This is a genomic window from Streptomyces phytophilus, from assembly GCF_013870535.1.
Lineage (GTDB): Bacteria > Actinomycetota > Actinomycetes > Streptomycetales > Streptomycetaceae > Streptomyces > Streptomyces phytophilus.
The window spans coordinates 1-4,887 of the sequence record NZ_JACBXC010000392.1 but is presented as its reverse complement, the minus strand read 5'-3'; the positions used below and the strand labels follow the sequence as shown (position 1 = coordinate 4,887).

Annotated in this window: 4 protein-coding genes; all 4 read left to right on the top strand. The window is 73.9% G+C overall.

The window, feature by feature from the left end:
- Positions 1–201 precede the first annotated feature (201 nt).
- Positions 202–1,098, top strand: a complete 897-nt coding sequence (locus H5J30_RS17610; RefSeq protein ID WP_181788374.1) for a serine hydrolase — start codon at positions 202–204, stop codon at positions 1,096–1,098.
- A gap of 187 nt (positions 1,099–1,285) precedes the next feature.
- A complete protein-coding gene (locus tag H5J30_RS17605; RefSeq protein WP_181788373.1) occupies positions 1,286–1,864 on the top strand; it encodes an ATP-binding protein in 579 nt (192 codons plus the stop codon).
- Positions 1,865–1,960: 96 nt separating this feature from the next.
- Complete coding sequence (locus H5J30_RS17600) at positions 1,961–3,619, top strand: alkaline phosphatase D family protein (protein WP_181788372.1); 1,659 nt, start codon at positions 1,961–1,963, stop codon at positions 3,617–3,619.
- Between the two features lie 172 nt (positions 3,620–3,791).
- The coding region (locus H5J30_RS17595) for an ABC transporter ATP-binding protein (protein ID WP_181788371.1) at positions 3,792–4,887 on the top strand (1,096 nt) is incomplete at its 3' end.

Sequence of the window (4,887 nt, the reverse complement as noted above, 5' to 3'; positions counted from 1 at the left end):
GCGGCCCTCGCCGGCGCCGAGGTCGCCGGCGACCGGAGTCTCGCCGGGGCGGCCTGCCGCATCGTTTCGATCATCCGCTGACCGGTACCGCAGGGAGCGTCACGCCGGGTCACGACGGAGACCACAGCTGTCCCTTTTCTCATCGAATGTTCATCTGGTTCCCAGCCGTTTCCGCATCCGGCTCGCCTAGCCTCCGGCAGCGTGTCGAGAAACCTCCCCTCGCTGCGGTCCGCGGCGGCCGCCGCGGGCACGCTCGCCGTGATCGCCGCCATCGCGTCGTCCTCCGCCCCTCTGCTGGGGAACACCGCGGAGGCCGCCGCCCCGCGCACGCTCTACGTCCGCTACGCCCCCGCGGGCGACAGGGCTCCGGCCCCCTCCGCGGACGAGGCCGTGACGAAGGCGCTCAAGGCACTGCCGAAGGCTCCGGGCGCGTACGACGTCGCCGTGGCGGACCTCGACTCGGGCGAGACGGCCGCGTACGCCTCGGGCAAGGGCACGTTCGACACCGCGAGCATCGTCAAGGTCGACATCCTCGCCACCCTGCTGCTCCAGGCCCAGGACGACGGGACGGAGCTGAGCGCCGCCCAGCAGAAGCTGGCCGCGGCGATGATACGCAGCAGCGACAACGACGCCACCGACGCGCTCTGGGCGGACATCGGCGGCGGCACGGGCCTCGCGGAGGCCAACCACCGCCTCGGCCTGACCGGGACCGAGCCCGGCGACGGCGGCACCTGGGGGCTGACCCAGACCACCGCCGCCGACCAGCTGGCGCTCCTCGAAGCGGTGTACGGCGAGGGCGCCTCGCCGCTCAGCGGCGACTCGCGGCACTACGTGGAGAAGCTGATGGCCTCGGTGGTCGGCGACCAGCGCTGGGGTGTCTCCGCGGCGGCGGACGACGCCGGGGCCGCCGCGCTGAAGAACGGCTGGCTGCCGCGCTCGGCGACGGGCCTGTGGGACGTCAACAGCATCGGCCGCGTCGAGCACGGCGGCCACACCCTCCTGGTCGCCGTCCTCTCCGACGGCCACCCCTCCTATGAGGAGGGGGTCGACGCCGTCGAGACCCTCACGACGACGGCGGCGAACGCGTTGGGTGACTGACCCGCCGCCGCACGCGTCCGCGCCGCACCCGCCCCGGGTCCGGCGCGGCCCGTATGCCCGACTTACCGGGGGACGTGCACCTGTGCTTGCGGATGAAAGTGCATCTGTACTTGCATCCGGAGGTCCATATCACTCACCATTGAACAACCAGCACGTTCCAAGGCGACATCATGATCGGGGAATCGGCATGACGGCAGCGTTCGGGGAGCGGGCCGGGGCCTCCGCGTTCGCTGCCTGCGCCCTCGATGCCCACCCGCGATCGATAGCCGAAGCCCGCCGTACGGTCCGCAGCACGCTGCGTGACTGGGATCTCGCCGAGCTGTCCGACAGCGTCGAGTGCGTCGTCTCCGAACTGGTGACCAACGCCGTACGCCACGGAGTGCCCGGCTGCCCCCCGCTGCCCGTCGCCGAACCGCAGCCGGTCACGCTCACCCTCGTACGCCGCGGCGGCGAGGTCGTCTGCGCGGTCTTCGACCCGGGCGAGGGCGTGCCGGCGCCGTGCGAGGCGGACGACGTCGCCGAGTCCGGGCGCGGGCTGCAGATAGTGGCGACGCTCAGCGACGCGTGGGGCTGGAGTGCCCCGGGGCCGTTCGGCAAAGCCGTGTGGTCCCGGTTCACCGCGCCCGCCGGGACCGGCGGCCCGGCGGACGTGGACGCCGACGGGGACGGCGACCGGGACCGCGAGTGGCAGTCGTTCGCCCGCTGCCTGGCTCTGCTGGAGTCGCTCGTGCCCGGGCGCGCCGTCCCCGCCCCGGCCGTCGCCTGACCCGTACGGCACGAAGCGCCCGCGCCCGCGGAACCTCCCGGCCGGTCCGCGCGTTCCCCCGCAGTGGCGCGCGGCCACGGGGACCAGGAGGCGACGATGGCGGAACTGCGGCTCGGGCCGCTGCTGCGGTACGCCGACGACACCCGCGCCACCGTCTGGGTCGAGACCGGCGGCCCGTGCGAGGCGCAGGTCCGCTGCGCGGACGGCGCCGGGGGCAGCGCCCGCACCTGGCAGGTCGGCGGCCACCACTACGCGCTCGTCACCGTGAGCGGCCTGACGCCGGGCACCCCCACCCCGTACCGCGTGCTCCTCGACGGCCACGAGGTCTGGCCGCTGCCCGGCGCCCCCGCGAGCACCATCCGCACCCCCCGCCCCGGCGCCGCGCTGCGCGTGGCGTTCGGCTCCTGCCGCTGGGCGGCCAAGCCCGGCGGCGGCCACGACCCCGTCGGGCCCGACGCCCTCGACACCCTCTCCCGCCGCCTGGAGACCGACCCGGACGCCGAGCGGCCGGACATCCTGCTCCTCCTCGGCGACCAGGTGTACGCGGACGAGACCTCCGCCGCCACCCGCGACTACCTCGCCGGGCGCCGCGACCTCGACGTGCCGCCGGGCGACCAGATCGCGGACTACGAGGAGTACACCCACCTCTACGACGAGTCCTGGCTCGACCCCGAGGTGCGCCGGCTGCTGGCCTGCGTTCCCTCCTGCATGATCTTCGACGACCACGACGTCATCGACGACTGGAACACCTCCGCCTCCTGGCTGGAGTCGATCCGCGCCGAGCCCTGGTGGCGCGAGCGGATCCTCGGCGGCCTCATGTCGTACTGGGTCTACCAGCACCTCGGCAACCTCTCCCCCGACGAGTTGGCCGCCGACCCGCTGTACGCGGCCGTCCGCGCGGCCGGCGACGGCACGGAGCCGCTGCGGGAGTTCGCCGAGCGCGCCGACGCCGACCCGGCCGCCGTCCGCTGGAGCTACCGCCGCGACCTCGGGCGCACCCGGCTGCTGATGGTCGACTCGCGCGCCGCGCGGGTGCTGGAGGAGAAGAGCCGCGCGCTCGTCGACCCGGCCGAGATGGACTGGGTGCGCCGGCAGGCGCTGACCGACCCGGGCGCGTACGACCACCTCCTCATCGGCACGTCGCTGCCGTGGCTGCTGCCGCCCGCGGTGCACGACGCCGAGGGGTGGAACGCCGCGCTGTGCGCCGGTGAGCGCGGGGCGCGGTGGGCACGGCTGGGCGAGAAGCTGCGCCGGCGCGCGGACCTGGAGCACTGGTCGGCGTTCCCGCGGTCCTTCGCCGAACTCGCGGACCTCATCGCCGAGGTGGGCCGCGCCGACCGGGCGCCGGCCTCGGTGCTGGTGCTCTCCGGCGACGTGCACCACGCCTACGTGGCCGAGCCGAACCGGCCGCACGAGGAACGCGAGGAACCGGAGGAGCAGGCGGGGCCGCGGCCGGTGGTCGCGCAGCTCACCTGCTCGCCGATGCACAACAGCGTCCCCGCCCCGATCAGGGCCGGCTTCCGCTTCGGCTGGAGCCGCGCAGGCCGGCTCCTCGGCCGGGTCCTCGCCCGCCACGGCCGCCTCGCGGCCCCGCCGATCAGCTGGCGCAAGACCGGCGGGCCCTGGTTCGGCAACCAGTTGATGACGCTCACCCTGGGCGGCCGCGACACCGCCCGGCTGCGGCTGGAGCAGGCCCGCCGGGAGGACGGCGGCGGCACCCGGCTCGTGACGGCGGACGAGCGCGAACTGCTCTGAAACCCTCCGCGCGGGCGGCCTCAGGCCCGTTCCGGCACATTCGCGGGCCGACCTGCGCGAGGGGCTGCGCAAGGCGTTCCCAGCCCGGGTGAACTTCGCTATCTTTCGGGGCCCGTAACCCAACTCTGCACGCCTACCGCATTCTTGTCACCGAAATACGGAACATAACACCATGTCACGTGCGATATCGCTGGACGGCGTCACCAAGGTCTACGAGCGCGGCATCCGGGCGGTCGACCGCTTCTCGCTCGACATCGAGCCCGGCGAGTTCGTCGTCCTGCTCGGCCCTTCGGGATGCGGCAAGTCCACGGTGCTGCGCATGATCGCCGGGCTGGAGTCCGTGACCGAGGGGCAGTTGCTCCTCGACGGCGAGGACGCCGCCGAACTGGCCCCGGGGCAGCGCGGCATGGCGATGGTGTTCCAGAACTTCGCCCTCTACCCGCGGATGACCAACCGCGACAACATCGGCTTCCCGCTCAAGCTGGAGGCCCGCGGCGACGTCGGCCCGCGCGTGGACGCCACCGCCCGGCTGCTGGGCATCGAGGACCTGCTCGACCGCTACCCCGCACAGCTCTCCGGCGGCGAGCGGCAGCGCGTCGCGATCGGCCGGGCGATCTCGCGGGAGCCCACCGCGTTCCTGATGGACGAGCCGCTGTCCAACATCGACGCCAAGCTGCGCAACCACCTGCGCGCCGAAGTCGCCCGGCTCAACCGCGAACTGGCGGTCACCACCGTCTACGTCACGCACGACCAGGCCGAGGCGATGTCGCTGGGCGACCGGATCGCCGTGATGCGGGACGGCGTGCTGCAGCAGGTCGGTTCGCCGCGCGAGGCGTACGCGCTGCCGAAGAACATCTTCGTCGCCGCGTTCATCGGCACCCCGCGGATCAACCTCCTCGAAGCCGTCGTGCACGCCCCGCTGCCCGGCCGGATGACCATCGACCTCGGGCGGCAGAGCCTGATGCTGCCCGACCCCCTCTCCCCCGACCACCAGATGCTCCGCATCCAGCAGGGCCGGCCGGTGATCGTCGGCCTGCGCTCCGAGGCCGTGCGCATCGCCCGGCCGTCGCTGGCGCGCGCCGGCGAGTGCGCGATGAGCGGCATCGTCGAGCACGTGGAGTACCTGGGCCACGAGGCGCTGCTGCATCTGAACACGGGCTCGCGCGCGGCCCTCGTACCGGCGCTGGAGGGTCCCCGTACGGACACCGCGCCCGGCGGCCACCGCAAGAGCAAGGAGGGCACGGTCCTCGGCCGGCTGCGCGACAGGG